Origin of the sequence: Lysinibacillus fusiformis, assembly GCF_003049525.1 — a bacterium.
Lineage (GTDB): Bacteria > Bacillota > Bacilli > Bacillales_A > Planococcaceae > Lysinibacillus > Lysinibacillus fusiformis.
This window is the reverse complement of sequence record NZ_PYWL01000001.1, coordinates 211,271-229,651: the sequence shown is the minus strand read 5'-3', so window position 1 is coordinate 229,651 and position 18,381 is coordinate 211,271. Positions and strand designations below refer to the sequence as shown.

The 18,381-nt window shown below is 38.1% G+C and carries 18 protein-coding genes and 1 pseudogene; all 19 read left to right on the top strand.

The annotated features are described in order from the left end of the window. Positions 1 to 6: 6 nt before the first annotated feature. The 19 genes and pseudogenes from flhA to frr all read left to right on the top strand — a co-directional run bounded on the left by flhA (position 7) and on the right by frr (position 18,290). Complete coding sequence (flhA, locus tag C9J29_RS01160) at positions 7 to 2,037, top strand: flagellar biosynthesis protein FlhA (RefSeq protein ID WP_008180742.1); 2,031 nt, start codon at positions 7 to 9, stop codon at positions 2,035 to 2,037. Beyond that, positions 2,037 to 3,234 (top strand): annotated as a pseudogene (gene flhF / locus C9J29_RS01155) (flagellar biosynthesis protein FlhF). The gene flhA and the pseudogene flhF overlap by 1 nt, the downstream one beginning before the upstream one ends. Beyond that, positions 3,231 to 4,106 carry a MinD/ParA family protein gene (locus tag C9J29_RS01150; RefSeq protein ID WP_008180739.1) on the top strand — a complete coding sequence of 292 codons (876 nt, stop codon included), beginning with the start codon at positions 3,231 to 3,233 and terminating at the stop codon, positions 4,104 to 4,106. Before flhF ends, C9J29_RS01150 begins: the two are co-directional and overlap by 4 nt. Further along, positions 4,107 to 5,261, top strand: a complete 1,155-nt coding sequence (locus C9J29_RS01145; protein ID WP_008180738.1) for a protein-glutamate methylesterase/protein-glutamine glutaminase — start codon at positions 4,107 to 4,109, stop codon at positions 5,259 to 5,261. 15 nt (positions 5,262 to 5,276) lie between these two features. Further along, on the top strand, positions 5,277 to 7,349 hold the full coding sequence (locus tag C9J29_RS01140) for a chemotaxis protein CheA (RefSeq protein ID WP_008180736.1): 2,073 nt from the start codon (positions 5,277 to 5,279) through the stop codon (positions 7,347 to 7,349). A 27-nt stretch (positions 7,350 to 7,376) separates the two neighbouring features. Then, positions 7,377 to 7,823 carry a chemotaxis protein CheW gene (locus C9J29_RS01135; protein ID WP_008180734.1) on the top strand — a complete coding sequence of 149 codons (447 nt, stop codon included), beginning with the start codon at positions 7,377 to 7,379 and terminating at the stop codon, positions 7,821 to 7,823. Between the two features lie 9 nt (positions 7,824 to 7,832). Beyond that, positions 7,833 to 8,465 (top strand): chemotaxis protein CheC, encoded by a 633-nt coding sequence (locus C9J29_RS01130; RefSeq protein WP_008180732.1) that lies wholly within the window; start codon positions 7,833 to 7,835, stop codon positions 8,463 to 8,465. Next, on the top strand, positions 8,465 to 8,971 hold the full coding sequence (locus C9J29_RS01125) for a chemotaxis protein CheD (protein ID WP_008180730.1): 507 nt from the start codon (positions 8,465 to 8,467) through the stop codon (positions 8,969 to 8,971). The genes C9J29_RS01130 and C9J29_RS01125 overlap by 1 nt, the downstream gene beginning before the upstream one ends. After that, positions 8,971 to 9,342 (top strand): hypothetical protein, encoded by a 372-nt coding sequence (locus C9J29_RS01120; protein WP_089985334.1) that lies wholly within the window; start codon positions 8,971 to 8,973, stop codon positions 9,340 to 9,342. Before C9J29_RS01125 ends, C9J29_RS01120 begins: the two co-directional genes overlap by 1 nt. Before the next feature lie 430 nt (positions 9,343 to 9,772). Next, positions 9,773 to 10,171 (top strand): nucleoside deaminase, encoded by a 399-nt coding sequence (locus C9J29_RS01115; protein WP_089985336.1) that lies wholly within the window; start codon positions 9,773 to 9,775, stop codon positions 10,169 to 10,171. Between the two features lie 14 nt (positions 10,172 to 10,185). After that, positions 10,186 to 11,409, top strand: a complete 1,224-nt coding sequence (locus C9J29_RS01110; protein WP_107921508.1) for an amidohydrolase — start codon at positions 10,186 to 10,188, stop codon at positions 11,407 to 11,409. Between the two features lie 28 nt (positions 11,410 to 11,437). Beyond that, the gene (locus C9J29_RS01105; RefSeq protein ID WP_043990756.1) at positions 11,438 to 12,658 is read left to right on the top strand and encodes an amidohydrolase; all 1,221 of its coding nucleotides are present in this window, start codon (positions 11,438 to 11,440) and stop codon (positions 12,656 to 12,658) included. A 581-nt stretch (positions 12,659 to 13,239) separates the two neighbouring features. Beyond that, complete coding sequence (locus tag C9J29_RS01100; protein WP_008180720.1) at positions 13,240 to 14,010, top strand: FliA/WhiG family RNA polymerase sigma factor; 771 nt, start codon at positions 13,240 to 13,242, stop codon at positions 14,008 to 14,010. Positions 14,011 to 14,033: 23 nt separating this feature from the next. Further along, the gene (locus C9J29_RS01095) at positions 14,034 to 14,342 is read left to right on the top strand and encodes a hypothetical protein (protein WP_008180718.1); all 309 of its coding nucleotides are present in this window, start codon (positions 14,034 to 14,036) and stop codon (positions 14,340 to 14,342) included. A gap of 9 nt (positions 14,343 to 14,351) precedes the next feature. Further along, entirely contained in the window at positions 14,352 to 14,927 is a 576-nt protein-coding gene (locus C9J29_RS01090) for a hypothetical protein (protein ID WP_008180716.1), read from the top strand. Between the two features lie 156 nt (positions 14,928 to 15,083). Next, positions 15,084 to 15,803 carry a 30S ribosomal protein S2 gene (gene rpsB / locus C9J29_RS01085; protein WP_004269262.1) on the top strand — a complete coding sequence of 240 codons (720 nt, stop codon included), beginning with the start codon at positions 15,084 to 15,086 and terminating at the stop codon, positions 15,801 to 15,803. 102 nt (positions 15,804 to 15,905) lie between these two features. Continuing rightward, positions 15,906 to 16,793 (top strand): translation elongation factor Ts, encoded by an 888-nt coding sequence (tsf, locus tag C9J29_RS01080; protein ID WP_008181406.1) that lies wholly within the window; start codon positions 15,906 to 15,908, stop codon positions 16,791 to 16,793. A gap of 214 nt (positions 16,794 to 17,007) precedes the next feature. Further along, positions 17,008 to 17,733: a UMP kinase gene (gene pyrH / locus C9J29_RS01075; protein WP_107921507.1), complete on the top strand. Its 726-nt coding sequence runs from the start codon at positions 17,008 to 17,010 to the stop codon at positions 17,731 to 17,733. Then, positions 17,733 to 18,290, top strand: coding sequence for a ribosome recycling factor (gene frr, locus C9J29_RS01070; RefSeq protein ID WP_089985339.1), 558 nt, complete (start codon positions 17,733 to 17,735; stop codon positions 18,288 to 18,290). The genes pyrH and frr overlap by 1 nt, the downstream gene beginning before the upstream one ends. Positions 18,291 to 18,381 lie beyond the last annotated feature (91 nt).

Below are 18,381 nucleotides of genomic sequence, written 5' to 3'. Positions count from 1 at the left end.
ACACAAATGAAAGTTCGCGATATTGGGGTTTTAGGTGCGGTTATTTTAATCGTTGCGATGCTCATCATCCCTCTTCCTCCGTGGATGTTAAGTTTCTTAATTGTCATTAATATTACATTAGGATTAATTGTACTGCTAACAGCAATGAGTATGAAGGAAGCATTAGACTTTTCTATTTTTCCTTCGGTTATTTTACTGTTAACCTTATTCCGATTAGGACTGAGTGTTTCCACAACCCGTGCGATCTTAGCAACTGGGGATGCGGGCTCTGTCGTAGAAACATTTGGTGATTTCGTAGTCGGGGGAAATATTCTCGTAGGTTTAGTTGTCTTTTTAATTCTAGTATTAATTCAGTTTATTGTTATTACAAAGGGTGCAGAGCGGGTAGCTGAAGTAGCAGCTCGTTTCACACTTGATGCGATGCCAGGTAAACAAATGAGTATTGATGCTGATTTAAATGCAGGAGTAATTTCCGAAAAGGAAGCACGCGAACGACGTGAAAAAGTAGCCGGTGAAGCGGACTTCTACGGAGCGATGGATGGTGCCACGAAATTCGTAAAAGGGGATGCCATTGCCTCAATGGTCATGGTTATTATCAACTTATTATTCGGAATCATCATCGGGGTAGTACAAATGGGACTCCCATTTGCTGAAGCAGCAACTCATTTTTCTAAGCTAACCGTTGGGGATGGTATAGTTTCGCAAATTCCTGCCTTGCTTATTTCAACAGCAACAGGGATTGTGGTAACTCGCGCCTCTTCTAAAGGAAGTCTTGGTCAAGATATAACAGGACAATTATTTGCTCAAGCAAAGTTACTCTATGTAGCTGGAGGTACCATAGTATTACTAGGGCTATTTACACCAATCCCTAACTGGGTAACACTTCCAATAGGTCTTTCCCTAATTGTTGGGGCTTATATGATGGAACGTAAGAAACCAGAGGATGAAGAGGAATTACTTGAAATTGAAGAAGAAGTGGCAACAGATGGCATGAAGAGCCCTGAAAATGTTGTGAATTTATTAAATGTGGACCCAATCGAATTTGAATTTGGTTATGGATTAATTCCGTTAGTCGATGCTGCTCAAGGTGGGGACTTATTAGATCGTGTCATTATGATTCGTCGACAGTTAGCACTAGAATTAGGAATTGTCATCCCAGTTGTTCGTATTCGAGATAATATTCAGCTTCAACCAAATGAGTATCGAATAAAAATAAAAGGGAACGAAATGGCAAGAGGCGAGCTTTTACTAGATCATTATTTAGCGATGAGCCCAGGTGATGATGATTCTATTGAAGGAATTGATACAGTGGAGCCATCATTTGGATTACCAGCTAAATGGATTACTGAGCAAGTGAAAGAGGATGCTGAAATTTATGGCTACACGGTTGTAGACCCACCAAGCGTGGTATCCACGCATTTAACTGAAATAATCCGTGCGAATGCTCACGAATTATTAGGTCGTCAAGAGACGAAGCAGTTAATAGATCACTTACGTGAAACCCATCCTATTTTAGTAGAAGAGCTGACACCGGCACCTTTATCAACTGGAGAAATCCAAAAGGTTCTTGGTAAACTACTACGAGAAAATGTTTCTGTTCGTAATTTACCCATTATTTTTGAAACGTTAGCAGACTATGCGAAGGTAACTAGCGATACAGATATTTTAACGGAGTATGTTCGTCAATCATTGGCTCGTCAAATTACTGCCCAATATGTGGGGGATAGTTCGGCATTAAAAGTTATTACAGTTTCAGGTAAAGTAGAAAAAATGGTTGCTGATAGTATTCAGCAAACAGATCACGGAAATTATTTAGCAATGGATCCTCAAGATTCTCAAACGGTACTAGAGACGATTGCAGCAGAAATAGAGCGTGTGTCCTTTATGGAACAATCCGCTATTATTTTATGTTCTCCGGCTGTGCGTATGTATTTACGACAACTGACGGAGCGTTATTTCCCGCAGATTCCAGTTCTTTCATATAATGAATTGGATGCTTCTATTGAAATTCAAAGTGTTGGGGTGGTGAATGTTTAATGAAAATGAAAAAATATTATGCATCCTCCATACCAGAGGCTATGAAGCAAGTGCGTGCAGAACTAGGTGAGGACGCTGTTATTTTGAATTCTAAAGTAGTCATCACGAAGAAATTTTTCGGTATGATTAAACAGAAAAGATTTGAGGTAGTTGCAGGAGTAGATGGAGTGGAGCCAAATCAAGTGGCTCCAGTACCAACGCCCGTAGCATTACCTAACGCGACTAAGGAAAATGCGAGACTACAAGATATTACAAATGCGATTCAAGTGAAAATTTCACCAAGATCAATCATCACATGATGTAGTTAAACATGAGGACACTGGCATTTCTGAAGAATTGAGGAAGGAAATTGCAGATTTAAAATCTTTAATGCAATCGATGCATAAAAAGACTACCCAAGCTCAATATCCCGATGAACTCTTCCCCTTCATTGAATACTTAAGACAGCAAGAGCTAAATGAAGAGCTCATCACAACGATAGGTGATGAGCTTTTTATGCATTTCAAAGAAGCGACAGAAATCAATTTCTCACAATGTAAAATGGTCACGAAAAATTTACTACGTAAGAGACTAGAAAGCCTACCTATCGGAGGATTGTCCTATGAAAGAAAATATATCAACGTATTAGGTCCTACAGGCGTGGGTAAAACAACGACGATCGCCAAAATGGCAGCTAGGGCAGTTTTAGAAAAGAAGAAGAAGATCGGATTTATTACGACAGATACGTACCGAATCGCAGCCATTGAACAGCTAAAAACGTATGCGGGCCTTTTACAGGCACCTGTTGAAATTGCTTACAACGCAACAGATTTCGAACAAGCTATCCAAAGATTATCGCATTTAGACTTAGTATTTATCGATACAGCTGGTCGAAATTATAAAGAGGTCAAGTATGTAGATGATCTCCAACGTCTCATAAAATTTGATGATCAAGCAGAATCCTATTTAGTACTCGCGATGACTACAAAAGAAAAGGATATGGCGAACATTATCGACCAATTTAATCAGCTACCAATTGAAAAATTTATCTTCACGAAAATTGATGAAACAAATTCTATTGGCACAATGCTCAATTTAATGATTAAATATAATAAAGGACTTGCTTACTATACGAATGGTCAAGAAGTACCAGAAGATATTGAAGAAGCTGATTTAGAAGCAGTGCTTAATTTGTTTTTTCAAGGTGAAGAGAAATGAGAGACCAAGCTGAAACATTACGCTTGAAAATGATGAGACAGCAAGGCGATTTAGGTCGAGCAATTGCGGTGGTCAGTGGCAAAGGCGGGGTTGGAAAAAGTAACTTCACGATGAATTTTGCCTTGTCTTTGGCCCAAAAGGGAAAAAAAGTTGTCATTGTAGATATGGATATTGGGATGGGAAATATCCATATTTTAATTGGGAAAAATGCTTCCAATAGTTTGAAAGATTACCTAGAAGGAAATAAACTACTAGATGAGGTAATATTTGAGGGACCCCATGGTTTAAGGTATATATCAGGTGGGTCGGGTATGACAAATATTTTTAATTGGTCAGAGATGATGTTTGAACAGCTTATTCATGCATTTGAACAGCTTCAGAAAAACTATGATTATATTTTATTTGATATGGGGGCGGGTGCGACAAATTGGTCGCTAGATTTACTCACATCAGTAGACGAAATTATCGTTATTTCAACGGCAGAGCCGACCGCAATTACGGATGCCTATTCGATGATGAAATATATTCATATGCGGGATGCTGATAAGCAATTTTATGTCCTTTGTAACCGTGCATTTAGTAAAGAAGAAGGCATCGAAACAAACGAGCGTTTAAAGTTAGCCATGAAACGTTTTTTAGACAAAGAAGTCACGATACTCGGTTCATTACCCGAAGATTCGATTGTGCGGAAGGCTGTGCGTGAGCAAGTCCCATTTTCACTTGCTTATCCAGACGCACTGATTTCTAAAACATTACAACTCATAGTGATTCGTTTTATGGAGCATCGTGTGGAGGAAATACATGCACATGATCAGACAGCAAAGAAATTTTTAACGAAACTAAGAAGTATTTTTTCGAAAGGGCGTGATTAATTGGACTTTTTACATAAAAGCAAGCTATTAGTTGTGGATGATTCTGCTTTTATGAGAAAGCTAATTAGTGACTTTTTTGTTGGCAACTCGAAGGTGGAAGTAGTTGGAACTGCACGTAATGGAAAAGATGCAATCAAAAAGATACAATCATTGAAGCCATCAGTTGTGACAATGGATATTGAGATGCCTGAAATGAATGGGCTAGATGCATTAAAAGAAATAATGATACAATGTCCAGTTCCTGTAATCATGCTCTCTAGTACCACTCAGCGTGGAACAGAAAATGCTATAGCAGCTATTGAAAGTGGCGCTGTAGATTTTGTCGCAAAGCCAAGCGGAACAATATCTCTTGATTTACATAAAATCCAAAGTGAGCTTGTCCATAAAGTAGAGCAAGCTGCAATGGTGCCAATATCCAAATTGAAAAAACCTTCTGGTAGTAAACGACAACAAGATTCAGTGACAAAAGTGAGTACCGTAATAAAGGATTTACAACAACATGGTCAAATACCGATTCCTGTGACTGCTACTGCTACTAAAGTAGCTGTAACAAAGGCGCAAACAGAATGGAATAAAGCAGGTAAAAAGATTGTGCTAATAGGTACATCTACAGGAGGACCTCGTGCGCTTCAGGAGGTCATTACAAAAATTCCTAAGTCTATTCAAGCCCCTATTCTCATTGTTCAGCATATGCCTGCTGGATTTACGAAATCACTCGCTACTCGTCTAGATCAGCTAAGTGAAATTGTTGTGAAGGAGGCTGAACAAGGCGATATTTTACAAAATGGGGTAGCCTATATTGCCCCAGGTGGCTATCACTTAAAGCTTAGGAAAGTAGGGACAACTTTTGGTATTGTTCTTGATAATCAAGAAGCACCAAGGTCAGGCCATAGACCATCTGTAGATGTGATGTTTGAAGATGTTAGTCAATATAAGGATTTTGATAAAGTAGCAGTGATTATGACAGGTATGGGGCATGATGGTTCAAATGGACTAAAAGCACTGAAAAAGACCGGTAATGTCATGGCCATAGCTGAGTCAGCAGAAACTTGCATTGTATATGGTATGCCAAAAGCAGCGGTAGAAACGCAACTAATTGATGAAGTTGCCGATGTAGATGATATAGCACTAACAATAATGAAATATTTGCCTTAAAAGGGGTGTCCTCTTATGGAAGTCAATCAATATTTAGAGATGTTTATCGAAGAAAGTAAAGAGCATTTACAAGCATGTAGTGAACATTTATTAGAATTAGAAAAAAATCCAGATGATTTGGCAATTGTTGGGGAAATATTCCGATCTGCCCATACTTTAAAAGGTATGTCTGCCACAATGGGTTTTGAAGATTTAGCCGATTTAACACATAAAATGGAAAATGTGTTAGATGCGATTCGTAATGAAAAAATCCACGTAACACCAGAAATTTTAGATGTGGTCTTTGAATCTGTTGACCATCTGGAAGAAATGGTTATGGATATTGCGAATGGTGGAGATGGCAAGCGTGATGTGTCAGCAACAGTCGCTCAACTTAAGCGCATAGAATTAGGTGAGGAAGCAGTACCTCAGGTGGCTGCAACCGTTGCAGAACCAGCAGCTGTGGAAAGTGTTTTAGAATATGATAGCTTTGAACAAACAGTTATCGCACAATCATCTGAACAAGGTTTCCAGGCCTATGAAATTTCAGTGAAATTACGAGAAGATTGTCTTTTAAAGGCTGCACGTGTATTTATGGTCTTCGAGATTTTAGAAAAAGACGGCGAAGTTATTAAATCGAGCCCATCTGTTGAAAAGCTAGAAGACGAACAATTTGATCAACAGTTTTATGTAGCCTATGTGACAAAAGAATCAGCAGAAGATATGCAGAAAAAGATCATGAAAGTTTCTGAGGTTGAAGAAGTTGTTGTCACAACAATAGACCAAAAGAAATTTAGTGAAAGAGAGTATGAATCACAGCAAGAAGTAGCTGCAACTGCATCGGCTGTAGCGGAAGTAGAGTCTACACCTGCTACTGTACCTTCTAAGCCTGAACCAGCCGCACAGCCTGCAAAAACAGCCGCACCTGCAAAGGCTGAAAAAAATCATGCGCCTGTTGGGAATAAAACGATTCGTGTCAATATTGAACGTCTTGATATTTTAATGAACTTGTTTGAAGAACTTGTTATTGACCGTGGTCGTTTACAATCTATTGCCACAGAAGTAAATCATGGTGAGCTAAACGAAACTGTGGAGCGAATGAGCCGTGTAATGGGTGACCTGCAAACTATCATTTTAACAATGCGCATGGTGCCAGTTGAAACAGTGTTCAACCGCTTCCCAAAAATGATTCGTCAGCTATCACGAGATTTAAATAAGAAAATTAATCTTGAAATCATTGGTGCTGAAACAGAACTAGATCGTACAGTTATCGATGAAATTGGTGATCCACTTGTTCACTTAATCCGAAATTCTGTGGACCATGGCATTGAAAATCCAACATCTCGTCGTGCAAAAGGCAAACCAGAAGAAGGAACGGTTGTCCTACGTGCTTACCATAGTGGAAACTATGTCTTTATTGAAATAGAAGACGATGGTGCAGGAATTAATCGTGATAAAGTACTAGCGAAAGCTATTGCAAAAGGCATTGTGACACAAGAACAGTCTTATTCAATGTCTGATAATCAAATCAATGAGCTTATTTTAGCTTCAGGCTTCTCGACTGCAGATGTCATTTCGGATGTATCTGGCCGTGGAGTAGGGTTAGATGTTGTTAAAACAACAATTGAATCACTTGGTGGTAATATTTCAATTGAATCCACACAAGATGTTGGTTCCATCTTCTCTATCCAATTACCACTAACATTATCGATTATTTCTGTGATGCTCGTGGAAATTGAAAAGGAAATTTATGCAATTCCATTATCATCTATTATTGAAACATCTATTATCCGTTCATCGGAGATTATGAATGCGCATAATCAAAAAGTAATCGACTTCCGTGGCAAGGTTGTACCATTGGTATTCTTAGAGGAAATCTTTGAAGTACCTCGTAAAGAGTCGCAAGATGAAGAATTCCATTCAGTAGTGATTGTTCGTAAAGGTGAAAAACTTGCTGGTTTAGTGGTAGATTCCTTCATCGGACAACAAGAAATTGTCTTGAAGTCTTTAGGAAATTACTTAACAAATATTTTTGCTATTTCAGGTGCAACTATTTTAGGAAATGGTAAAGTAGCCTTAATTGTAGATTGTAACGCATTAATAAAATAAGGTGAATGAATAAGAGAGGTGTAAAAGATGACAAACGCAGTGGAACAAGAAAGTATTAAAGTAATTGTATTTCAACTAGCGAATAAAGAATATGCTATTCCGGTGTCCCATGTTCAAGGTATAGAAAAGCTAATGCATATTACGCGCGTACCGAAAACGGCAAAATATGTAAAAGGTGTTATCAATCTTCGTGGTGTCGTAACGCCAATTGTGGATTTACGTGAACGTTTTGAATTACCTATTTCAGAACATGAGGAAACAACTCGCATTATCATTATCTCACTAGAAGATATGGAAGTAGGCTTTGTTGTTGATTCAGCAAACGATGTAATTGATATTCCTGCAAGTGCGATTGAACCACAACCAGAAGTTGTTGGCTCCCTTGAGGAAGAATTTATTTCAGGTGTTGCTAAAGTAGAAAAACGATTATTAATCTTATTACATTTAGAAAAAGTATTAAATCCACTAAAGTAGGGATCGATCATGACATTTAATCAAAAGATTACCTCGCTACATTTAGATGTATTAAAGGAAATTGGCAATATTGGTGCTGCGCATGCCGCGACAGCACTTTCCAATTTACTTGGGAAAAAAATTGATATGCGTGTCCCAAAGGTAGAAATGGTGTCCTTTAACGATATGATGGAATTGGCTGGGGGATCAGAAAATGTAGTTGTTGGTATTTACCTTCGCATTGAGGGTGATGCAGAAGGAAGTATGTTCTTTATACTACCTATTGAACAGGCAAACCGTTTTATCCGTCGTCTCATTTATGATGAAACATTTGATTTTAAAAAACGACCTGTTTCTGAACTAGGATTATCAGCTATGCAAGAAATGGGAAATATTTTATCAGGTTCCTATTTATCTGCCTTATCGGACTTTACTAATTTGAAAATTTATCCAACTGTACCGGGGCTAAGCGTTGATATGTTTGGTGCAATCATAAGTATTGGTTTAATAGAATTATCACATGTAAGTGATAATGTCATTGTTATAAATACATCCATTTTTGAAGAAGGTGTAGAAGACCATGAAACTGTGAGAGGTCATTTCTTCCTATTACCAGATCCCGACTCATTTGATGCTATTTTTAAAGCATTAGGGGTTTCCTAATGATGCTAAGCAGTAGTAGTGGGCAAGTGGTTAAAGTAGGAATTGCACAAATGGATGTAGTAAAGCTACCTAACACGATTCGAACTTCTGGTCTGGGTTCTTGTGTTGGCGTTATTTTATATGATGAGTCAAAAAAAATTGCTGGTTTAATCCATGTGATGTTACCAGATTCAAGCTTGGGAAGATCTGAGTCAATCAATGTAGCAAAATTTGCGGATTCTGGAATAGCAGCAATGATTGATCTATTAAAATTAGAGGGCGTTCAAAAGTTTAAACTAAAGGCAAAAATTGCTGGGGGCGCACAGATGTTTCAATTTACTTCGGATAAAGATTCGATGCGCATCGGTCCTCGTAATGTAGAAGCTGTCAAAAATGAATTGAAAAGGCATGGAATTCCTTTAGTAGCCGAGGATACTGGTGGAAACAGTGGTAGAACGATAGAATTTAATCCTGCCACATCGTCATTACATATTCGAACAGTTAACCAAGGAGTGAGCGAAATCTAATGTTTGGTTCCATATTTTATAATCTATGGGGAGCATTAATGGCTTTTACTATTTATTTTTTTAGTACATTTCTAAAGCCCTACACGCCCCTTCGTATCATTATCGGATCTTTTGTTACAGCAATCATTGTATTCCTTGTCATGTATATTGTACGTTTTTTAATAGCATACATTTTGTATACGCCAGAGGTAGATGAGGAAGCAGTTGAAGGTGAACTAGCAGAAAATGAACAAACTACTCCTGAAGGCACGAATCAAGAAGCAGCTTCGGCTCATTCAACCGTTGAATTTCAAGATGAGAACTCAGAGGAGATTGCACAAGTGGTTCGAACGATGATGAATCGAGAACAGGAACAACAAGTGAATGCTTAAAACAGAGAGTCGCTAGGAGCGGCTCTTTTTTATTTTGCCATTCAAGAAACTTTAGTATAGGGAAAACTTAAGTGAAATTTACTTTTTTTATATTATTCATATAATAGTCTTCATGTTAGCATATTTGTATAAAGGAAAAGTAAAGAAGGAACTCTTTTATGTGAAATTAAAGTGGGAAACCTAGATTCATTATTAATGTCTCATAGAATTGGTTAAAAAGACTGAATCTTCTGGCTATGATACGGTGATGCCACAACGCTAAGTCTAGAAGGCTCGTAATGATTGCTGAAATGACTAGTCTATAAGAGCAAAAGTTAGTATAGGCACAACTCAGGATAAGGAGGTTAAAAGCATTTGGCTACTGGACATCATTCAGTTTATATTACAGCTATTAACGTGATATATCTGCTTTTACTAGGAGGAATAGAATATGAATCAACACGAATTTATGAGAAAAGCGCTTGATTTAGCAAATGAAAATGCACTATCAGAACATGGAGCACCATTCGGAGCGCTTGTAGTAAAAAATGGGCAAATTATTAGTTCGGGTGTTAATGAGGTAGCCAAAACAAATGATTTGACGAATCACGCAGAAATGCAAGCGATTCGCCAAGCTTGCCATACTTTGCAAACAATTAATCTCGAAGGCTGTGAAATGTATGCAAGTACAGAACCTTGTCCGATGTGTTTAAGTGCCATCTATTATGCCAAATTAACAACAGTCTATTATTTTCATGCTAGCAATACTTGCCAAGACTATGTCTATCATCAACTGTCCTTACCACATATAGAGAGGGATATTCAGATGGTTCAGCTTGAAGAAAAATAAAGGAGGTTCATATAATGACACCATTAGCATATTGGCTCATTAACGTACGACTAGAAACAGGTTTACATTACAATCATACTACTGTAATTGGAACACAAACCGAGCTTTTTAATGTACAAATTGAAAAGGGGATAATACAGCAAATTAAACGTGGAAATCAACCACTAGAGATGGATTTACCTCAATTGGATGCTCAAGGCTACCTCATGCTACCATCTTTTAGGGATATGCATATTCATCTTGATAAAACATATTTTGGTGGGCCATGGAAGGCACCTACCATTCCAACAGAGGGTCTTATAACTAGATTAAAAGAGGAAGAATTACTCCTTCCTAGTTTATTACCTGTAACAGAGGAAAGAGCAAAAAAACTAATAGATCTACTATTAAATGCAGGCTCCACACATATTCGTACGCATTGTAATATTGACCCGTTTATCGGTTTGAAAAATTTAGAGGCGGTCTTAAGAGTAAAAGAGGCTTACAAAGATAAAGTTGCTATGGAGATTGTAGCATTCCCGCAGCATGGGCTATTACGTAGTGATTCGGTTTCTTTAGTAAGAGAAGCATTGCGTAACGGGGCATCTCTCGTAGGAGGTGTTGATCCTGCAACAATCGATGAAAATATTGAGAAATCATTACAAACCGTGATGGAATTAGCGGTAGACGCAAATGCAGATGTAGATCTTCATATTCATGATCCTGGCCATCTCGGCATTTTTACGTTTAAACGACTAGCAGCGTTAACAGAGGCAGCTGGTTGGCAAGGGAGAGTGACAATTAGTCATGCCATGGCTTTTGCAGATATTCCTACTAGTGAAGCGAGTGAAGTAGCAGAATTACTTGCACATCTTGGCATAGCTATTACTTCTACTGTGCCAATTGAGCACACTATCCCTATTCCTCTCTTAGATCATAAAGGGGTAAACATATCACTTGGCGATGATAGTATTACGGACCATTGGTCACCATTCGGGAAAGGGGATAGTCTAGAAAAAGCAGGAACACTTGCAGAACGATTTGGTTTAAGTGATGAGCGTTCACTTGGTCAAAGCCTAAAATACATTACAGGTGGTATTACACCTCTAAATAAGGATGGTCATCAAATATGGCCGAATGTTGGAGATGAAGCAAATATTGTTTTTGTTGAAGCAACTTGTTCGGCAGAAGCTGTGGCTAGAAGGGCGAAAAGAGTGGCAGTGCTCTTTAAAGGAAAAATAGTTTCTGGTGAACTTTAAAATTGAAAATAGAAAGGATACATTTAAAATGCATGCTACTTTTTGGTTAACCAATGTACGACTTGAAACAGGCTATCATGTTGAAAATGGTATGGTTGCACAGACAAGAACCGCCTGCTCACATCTCCTCATTAAGGATGGGAAAATTTCAGATATTGTTTCGGCAGAAATGCAATTGAATGATCATTTCCCTAAAAAAGATATGAAGCAACTATTAGCGCTACCGTCTTTCATCGAAAAACATTGTCATTTGGATAAAACACTTTTAGGCGATCAGTGGCTTGCTGTCACACCTGTGAACAATATTTTTGAACGTCTGGAAATAGAAAAAAAGGTTCTTCCTACTTTACATACCACTACACAACAACGCGCAGAAGAGTTGCTTTCACGTTATGTACAGTCTGGGGTTACCCATGTTCGTACCCATGTGGATTTGTATCCCGAGGTGGGCTTAAAAAATTTAGAGGAAGTTCAAATGGCTTTACAAACTTTTGAAGGAAGGTTGTCATATGAAATCGTAGCCTTTCCGCAGCACGGACTATTGCGAACGAAGGCGACAAATATAATAAGAGAAGCCCTTCGCATGGGCGTAGGCTTAGTAGGTGGTGTTGATCCAGCTACTGTGGATGGCGATATTGAGGCATCCTTACAACAAATGGTGGAGCTCGCTGTGGAGGGAAATGCTGGGGTTGATTTGCATTTACATGACCCGGATCAATTAGGTACCTTTACAATGAGAAGATTAGCTCAATTAACGAAGGAGGCTGGTCTGCAAGGTAAAGTGGCGATAAGCCATGCATTCGGACTTGGTGATGTTTCACGAGCTGAAGCAGAAGAAATGGCTGACATATTAAGAGATGCAGGGATTACGATAGTGACTAGTGTACCTATTCGCAGAAAATTTCCTCCAGTTGGATTATTACATAGCAAAGGGGTACCGGTTGCAATTGGTTGTGATAATATTTTTGATGTTTGGTCACCATTTGGGAACGGAGATCTGTTAGAAAGAGCAGGCCGTTTAGCTAATAGTTCAGGGTGGAGAGATGAATATTCATTAGCGCAAACCTTGCAGTTTATTACAGGTGGGAAAACGCCGTTGAATCAAGCAGGTGAACAAATCTGGCCAAAGGTTGGAGATAGTGCCAATCTAGTTTTAGTGGATGCTTCTTGCGCTGCTGAAGCAATCGCCCGCAAAGGTCAACGTAAGGCAACCATCTTTAATGGTAAAATGGTTTTTAGTTCGATTTAAAGCAATATCTTCAAGAGGGTGGTACTGTTTGACTTCGGTCAAATAGCCATCCTTTTTTAGGCTAAAAAAGGTGGAGAAAATAAGGCCAGATTTGAACTAGTATCATTTAGTTCGATAGGAGATGATTTGAATTTCTGTGGACAAATGGTGAGAATGCTACTTTGTTGGGTGTATTTATACCTAGTAACCTCGGTGAAGAAAGAGCAAAAGGGCGCTATATAAGATTCATAATTCCTACAAAAAAACCTAACAAAATTAAAAAGTAAAAGCTTAATAATTTAGACATATTTTAAAACTGTATCCTAGGTTAATGTATAGCTAGGGTACAGTTTTAATTTGTTTGTACAAAATAAAGAGAGACGAACAGAAACAAATGAAATTATAGTCGATTTTTGTTATAATAGTAGGAAAGATGGCAATAGTTTATCCATTTTTTTACTCTGTTAGGTACTAGTAAGAGTAACCCGGATATAGATTTTTAAAAAAACTATGGAGAAATCCTGATGAAAGAAAAGTTTTATGAGCGCAAGTAGTCAGTAGCAAACGGGCGCGTAAAGGCGTTTTTTAGAGAGGTGGATTTCATGACACAACCAATTCTGAACGATGAGCAAAAACTGTGGAATCGCTGGATACATGAGCGTGATCCAGATGCTGGTGATTTACTCATAAAAAAATATATTTCTTTAGTATCTTACCATGTTCAACGTATTAGTGCGGGATTACCAAAGAGTGTATCGCGAGACGATTTAACGAGCTTAGGTATGATAGGACTTTTTGATGCATTAAATAAATTTGATATTAATAGAGATTTGAAATTCGATACATATGCTTCATTTAGAGTAAGGGGAGCCATTATAGATGGGCTTCGTAAGGAAGATTGGCTACCACGCTCAGCGCGAGAAAAAGCCAAAAAATTAGATGCTCAGATTGAGCAATTAGAGCAAAAATATATGCGTCATGTGACACCTGAGGAACTTGCGAAGCATATGGAAGTACCTGTGGAAGACGTTTATCAGACAGTACAAGAGCATTTTTTTTCCAATGTTCTTTCCATTAATGAACAACAAGACCAAGAAGAGGTAGATGGAAAGTCGTTTGTCATTCGAGATGATACGACAAAAACTCCTGAACAATCGGTGGTTAAATCTGAATTACTAGATGATTTAGCAGAAAATATTCAGAAGCTAAATGAAAAGGAACAGTTGGTTCTAAGTTTATTTTACACGGAGGAACTGACGCTGACTGAAATTGGTGAAATGCTTGAATTATCGACATCACGTATTTCGCAAATCCATTCCAAAGCGCTTTTAAAATTACGTAAATTATTATCTAGCGAAATGATGAATGCGTAAATATCCTTGAGGGAGAGATTCCGATGAGTTTAAAAGGGGTTGAATTGCAAATTGCGATTCCTAAAACATTTGAAGCTGGGAAAATGGCTGATCAAGTACAGCAACAAGCTTTAGCTCAACAAGCACATGCTAATGAAGCGTTAAAAAAGGAAATAGAGCGCAAGCAAAAAATTGTAAATACATCAGAAGGTATGGATGAAATAAGTGAGGATGAAGATGCAGGTGGCGAATACTTAACGGATCCTTACAAAAAGAAGAAAAAGCAACAGGATCAACAAGAAAAACAGGCACAACATCCGTTTAAAGGCAATTTCGTGGATTTTAGTGGATAGGAGCTTATAATGACAACCATACTAATAGCGGTACTATTCTTTTTACAGCTACTTACATTTTACTTCCTTATTATTTTAAATACTAAGTTAGCAAAATTTAAGGATTTAGAAAAGAAGCAAGAACGCTTAATGAGCGAAATGGACGATACCATTAGTGTCTATTTAACAGAAATGAAAGATGAAAACGACCGTCTTATTAAGGAGCTACAAAATGTCTCATCATCAGACATAGCGGCGACTCGCGTTCAACAAACCGTAAGCAATGAGCCTCAACAGGAGCAGGCTACTTCGCCCTCAGAGCAAGTGCTGAAAAATGACAGTCCATTAAGCTTAGATAAAGATGCTCGTATCTATGTACCTAAAAATATAGTAGCCAATGCTTATTCGCGTCAGCAACAGACAACGGCAACAGCAGCATCCTCACCAACGCCTTTGAAAGTAGAGCAAAAGGAGCAGGTTAAAGAGCTTACAATAGAGCAACAGGCATTAAATTTAGCAAAGCAGGGTAAATCAACAGAAGAAATAGCGAAACAGCTGCAAAAGGGAAAAACAGAAATCGAGCTTTTACTGAAATTTCATCACTAAATTGTTGCTAACCGGCAAAAGCTATGATATAGTTGCAAATGGTGTTATTACTACACACGCATTTTGATGTAGTAAGTGGTGCTCTAAGATTAGGGTAGCTTGTTGCAAAAGATAAATGCGGAGGATAAAAACCAAACATACTAGGAGGAAATTCACATGTCAGTAATTTCTATGAAACAATTACTTGAAGCTGGTGTACATTTCGGTCACCAAACTCGTCGTTGGAACCCAAAAATGAAGAAATATATCTTCGTAGAACGTAACGGGATCTACATCATCGACTTACAAAAAACTGTTAAAAAATTAGAGGAAGCTTATGACTTCATGCGTCAAGTTGGTCAAGACGGTGGTAAAGTTCTTTTCGTTGGTACGAAAAAACAAGCACAAGAAGCGATCAAAGATGAAGCTGAACGTTCAGGCAACTACTACATCAACCAACGTTGGTTAGGTGGTACTCTTACTAACTTCGGTACAATTCAAAAACGTGTTGCACGTATGAAACAAATCGAAAAAATGGAAGAAGAAGGTACATTCGAAGTTCTTCCTAAAAAAGAAGTAATCCAACTTAAAAAAGAACACGAACGTCTAATCAAATTCTTAGGCGGTATCCGTGATATGCACGATCTTCCAGACGTAATGTTCGTGGTTGACCCACGTAAAGAACGTATTGCGGTTGCTGAAGCTCGTAAATTAAACATCCCTCTAGTAGGTATCGTTGATACAAACTGTGATCCAGATGAAATCGACTACGTAATCCCTGCTAATGATGATGCTATTCGCGCTGTTAAACTTTTAACTGCTAAAATGGCTGACGCTTTAATCGAGTCAAAACAAGGTGAAGAAGAAGCTCCAGCTGTAGAAGCTGCTGCTGAGTAATTCACGTTTACAAAAAGGTGATAAGTGGCTCAAAACCCTTATCACCTTTTTTAGAACCTATCATTAAAACTATGTTCAAACAATTTGAGGAGGAAACACTAAATGGCAAACATTACTGCACAATTAGTAAAAGAATTACGTGAAAAAACTGGCGCTGGTATGATGGATTGTAAAAAAGCGCTAGTACAAACTGATGGTAATCTAGAAGCTGCAATCGATTTCCTACGTGAAAAAGGTCTTTCTTCAGCTGCTAAAAAAGCTGACCGTATCGCGGCAGAAGGTACAACTTATATTTTAGAACAAGGTAACGAAGCAATCATCATTGAAGTTAACGCTGAAACTGACTTCGTTGCAAAAAACGACAAATTCCAAGTATTAGTTTCATCTTTAGCAGAGCAATTACTTACTGCTAAACCAGCATCAGTTGAAGCTGCATTAGAGCTTACAAATGCTGATGGCGTAAAAATTGAAGATCAAATTTCTACAGCTGTAGCAACAATTGGTGAAAAAATCACACTTCGTCGTTTTGAAATCAAAACAAAAACTGATGCAGATTCATTCGGCGCTTACTTACACATGGGCGGCCGCATTGGAGTATTAGTAACTTTAGAAGGTTCTACTGATGCATCAGCAGCTAAAGATGTTGCAATGCACATTGCTGCTATCAACCCAACTTACGTTTCTCGCGATGAAGTTTCTGCTGAAGAAGTTGAACGTGAGCGTAAAGTATTAACTGAGCAAGCTCTTAACGAAGGTAAACCAGAAAACATCGTTGCTAAAATGGTTGAAGGTCGTCTTGGTAAATATTTCGAAGATGTTTGCCTACTTGATCAATCATTCGTTAAAAACTCTGATCAAAAAGTACGTGATTTCGTAGCTTCTACTGGTGGTTCAGTAAACGGCTTTGTACGTTACGCTGTTGGTGAAGGTATCGAAAAACGTGAAGATAACTTTGCAGAAGAAGTAATGAGCCAAGTTAAAGGTAACTAATTTAGCGGGCATTTGATCCTAATCAAATAATATCTAGATTTTCTAGACAAAAAATGGGGAACACAACATAGCGTGTTCCCTATTTTTCCGAAATAAAGAAAATAGTAATAGAATTTTCTATTCTGCCTTATTCACAACTAGCAATTATTGTTAGATATACTATAATGGAAAAGGGAATAGAGATTTTTTAAATAAAGTCTTACGGAGGTTTACAATGAGTGTACCGCAATATAAACGAGTAGTTATTAAACTAAGTGGTGAAGCGTTAGCTGGAGAAGCGGGCTTCGGTTTATCACCAAAAATAATCAAGTCTGTTGCAGAAGAAGTAAAAGAAGTAGTGGATCTTGATGTAGAAGTTGCTGTTGTTGTAGGTGGCGGTAATATATGGCGTGGAAAAATAGGTAGTGAAATGGGGATGGATCGTGCTGCAGCTGACTATATGGGCATGCTTGCAACAGTCATGAACTCCCTAGCGTTACAAGATGCTCTTGAAAAATTAGGCATTGAAACACGTGTTCAATCTTCTATCGTGATGACTCAAGTAGCGGAGCCATACATTCGTCGTAAAGCAGTTAGACATCTTGAGAAAAAGCGTGTCGTTATCTTTGCAACAGGGACAGGTAATCCGTTCTTCTCAACTGATACGACGGCGGCATTACGTGCAGCAGAAATTGATGCAGATGCGATTTTAATGGCTAAAAACAATGTTGATGGCGTTTATTCAGCAGATCCAAAAGTGGATCAAACAGCCGTTAAATATGATACACTCACATACTTAGACGTTATTCAACAAGGCTTACAAGTAATGGATTCAACAGCTTCTACCCTATGTATGGATAACGATATTCCACTAATTGTTTTCTCAATTACGGAACAAGGCAACATTAAACGTGCTGTACTAGGTGAAAAAATCGGAACAGTTGTTAGGAGGAATGCATAATGGCAAAACAAGTATTAGAACAAGCAAAAGATAAAATGAACAAAACAATTGCAGCTTTCACACGTGAACTATCTTCAATTCGTGCAGGTCGTGCAAACGCATCATTACTAGATCGTATTATGGTTGATTATTATGGAGCTCCAACACCAATCAATCAACTTGCAGGTGTTTCTGTACCAGAAGCTCGTTTATTAGTGATTACACCTTACGATAAAACAATTTTAGGTGAAATTGAAAAAGCAATTATGAGATCTGATATCGGTATTACACCAACAAATGATGGCTCTATCATTCGCTTAATGATCCCTGCTCTTACTGAAGAGCGTCGTAAAGATTTAGTGAAGCAAGTGAAAAAAGAAGCAGAAGACGCAAAAATTGCTGTACGTAATGTACGTCGTGATGCGAATGATGATTTGAAAAAACTTGAAAAAGCTGGCGAAATCACAGAAGACGATCTACGTGGCTATGGTGATGATATTCAAAAATTAACAGATGAATTCATTGTCAAAGTGGATCAAGTAACGAAAGATAAAGAAAAAGAAATTTTAGAGGTGTAAAACAAAGGTTTTACATGTTTATGATGGAACTTTTTGATGAGATGAAGGCGTCCTATACTTTACAGGACGTCTTTTCTCTTTACCGTTCGAA

Coding starts and splice junctions, on each gene's coding strand:
- flhA (WP_008180742.1), top strand. CDS start 7: ATGAAAGTTCGCGATATTGGGGTTTTAGGTGCGGTTATTTTAATCGTT.
- C9J29_RS01150 (WP_008180739.1), top strand. CDS start 3,231: ATGAGAGACCAAGCTGAAACATTACGCTTGAAAATGATGAGACAGCAA.
- C9J29_RS01140 (WP_008180736.1), top strand. CDS start 5,277: ATGGAAGTCAATCAATATTTAGAGATGTTTATCGAAGAAAGTAAAGAG.
- C9J29_RS01135 (WP_008180734.1), top strand. CDS start 7,377: ATGACAAACGCAGTGGAACAAGAAAGTATTAAAGTAATTGTATTTCAA.
- C9J29_RS01130 (WP_008180732.1), top strand. CDS start 7,833: ATGACATTTAATCAAAAGATTACCTCGCTACATTTAGATGTATTAAAG.
- C9J29_RS01125 (WP_008180730.1), top strand. CDS start 8,465: ATGATGCTAAGCAGTAGTAGTGGGCAAGTGGTTAAAGTAGGAATTGCA.
- C9J29_RS01120 (WP_089985334.1), top strand. CDS start 8,971: ATGTTTGGTTCCATATTTTATAATCTATGGGGAGCATTAATGGCTTTT.
- C9J29_RS01115 (WP_089985336.1), top strand. CDS start 9,773: ATGAATCAACACGAATTTATGAGAAAAGCGCTTGATTTAGCAAATGAA.
- C9J29_RS01110 (WP_107921508.1), top strand. CDS start 10,186: ATGACACCATTAGCATATTGGCTCATTAACGTACGACTAGAAACAGGT.
- C9J29_RS01105 (WP_043990756.1), top strand. CDS start 11,438: ATGCATGCTACTTTTTGGTTAACCAATGTACGACTTGAAACAGGCTAT.
- C9J29_RS01100 (WP_008180720.1), top strand. CDS start 13,240: ATGACACAACCAATTCTGAACGATGAGCAAAAACTGTGGAATCGCTGG.
- C9J29_RS01095 (WP_008180718.1), top strand. CDS start 14,034: ATGAGTTTAAAAGGGGTTGAATTGCAAATTGCGATTCCTAAAACATTT.
- C9J29_RS01090 (WP_008180716.1), top strand. CDS start 14,352: ATGACAACCATACTAATAGCGGTACTATTCTTTTTACAGCTACTTACA.
- rpsB (WP_004269262.1), top strand. CDS start 15,084: ATGTCAGTAATTTCTATGAAACAATTACTTGAAGCTGGTGTACATTTC.
- tsf (WP_008181406.1), top strand. CDS start 15,906: ATGGCAAACATTACTGCACAATTAGTAAAAGAATTACGTGAAAAAACT.
- pyrH (WP_107921507.1), top strand. CDS start 17,008: ATGAGTGTACCGCAATATAAACGAGTAGTTATTAAACTAAGTGGTGAA.
- frr (WP_089985339.1), top strand. CDS start 17,733: ATGGCAAAACAAGTATTAGAACAAGCAAAAGATAAAATGAACAAAACA.